This is a genomic window from Elstera litoralis (genome assembly GCF_000963705.1).
Classification (GTDB): Bacteria; Pseudomonadota; Alphaproteobacteria; order Elsterales; family Elsteraceae; genus Elstera; species Elstera litoralis.
In genome coordinates this window covers 1-1,161 of sequence record NZ_LAJY01000425.1, presented here as the reverse complement: position 1 = coordinate 1,161, position 1,161 = coordinate 1, and the positions used below count along the sequence as shown (strand labels likewise).

Here is a 1,161-nt window from a genome sequence, read left to right as displayed (position 1 = left end):
CGTCTCTTAGGGTTTGATGCATCACCGATGTCGAGTGTTGCGGAGGGCAAGAAGCTTTCCGGCGCAGGTTATGATTTTGTCGCCGATTTATTCAAGGCCGCCAATATCCCCTTCACCCCGGAAGGCTTGCCGATTAGCCGCGTGTTTCCGGCGCTCGACGAAGGTAATGCGGTCGTTGTGTTTTTGGTCCGCAATCCGGCGCGGGAAGATAAATACGTCTGGCTCGGCGATATCGTCCCGGACGATGGTTTCGCCTTCATGACGCGGGCGGGGGATGCCCCCATTCTCTCCTTCGAGCAGGCCAAAAGCCTTAAGGCGGTAGCCGTGTTGGCCAATGCCGTGCCCGCGCAGCTTTTGCGCAGCAATGGCGTAGTGAATATCGATGAGACGGCGAGTGAGCCTCTCAATCTCAAGAAACTCGCCGCCGGGCGGGTGGACGCGTGGTTCACCGGGGCGATTGTTGCGCGCCACATGCTTAAAGCCGATGCGGAGCTGGTTAAGACAATGGTCATCGGGCCAAAGCTTGTGCCGTCGCCCTATGCGATTGCGGGCTCCAAAACCCTGCCCGCCGATGTGGTTAACAAGCTTCAGCAGGCGTTTGCCGCGACCAAAACAAATGGCCGGTACGCGGCCTTCCGCGCGCAAATCGATTGAGTGACCGCTATGCCCATCCACAACATTTTTTTCCATATTCACAGGCAAGGACCGACATTGTGCCCCATAAACTCTCCGCTCAAATCATCGGCTCGGTGTTTCTGGGGCTGACCCTAACCGGGGCACTATCCGCGCGCGCGGCGGACCCGGTCCGGCTCGTTGGATTCGACTCGCTGCCAATGTCGAGCATTGTCGAGGGGAATAAGCTCGCGGGCGCGGGGTACGAGTTTGTCGCCGATTTATTCAAGACGGCGGGCATTCCGTTTGTTGCCGAAGGGCAGTCGCCCCTGCGGATTGCCGAATCCTTGGACGCGGGCAATACGGTGGCGATCTACTTCATTCGAAACCCAGAGCGTGAGACGCGATTCGCCTGGATTGGTGGTTTGATCGAAGACGATGGTTTTGCCTTCATCACGCTGGCAAGCAACCCGAAGGTCGATAGTTTTGAGCAAGCAAAATCGCTAAAATCAATCGGGGCTATCAGTAGCGACGCAGTTCGAAACATCT

General features: G+C 57.3%; 2 protein-coding genes. Both read left to right on the top strand.

Translation table 11 applies throughout. The annotated features are described in order from the left end of the window. On the top strand, positions 1 to 654 hold a 654-nt coding region (locus VZ95_RS15015), incomplete at its 5' end, for a substrate-binding periplasmic protein (RefSeq protein ID WP_156995326.1). 59 nt (positions 655 to 713) lie between these two features. Continuing rightward, a partial coding sequence (locus VZ95_RS15010) for a hypothetical protein (protein WP_045776578.1) occupies positions 714 to 1,161 on the top strand: 448 nt, incomplete at its 3' end.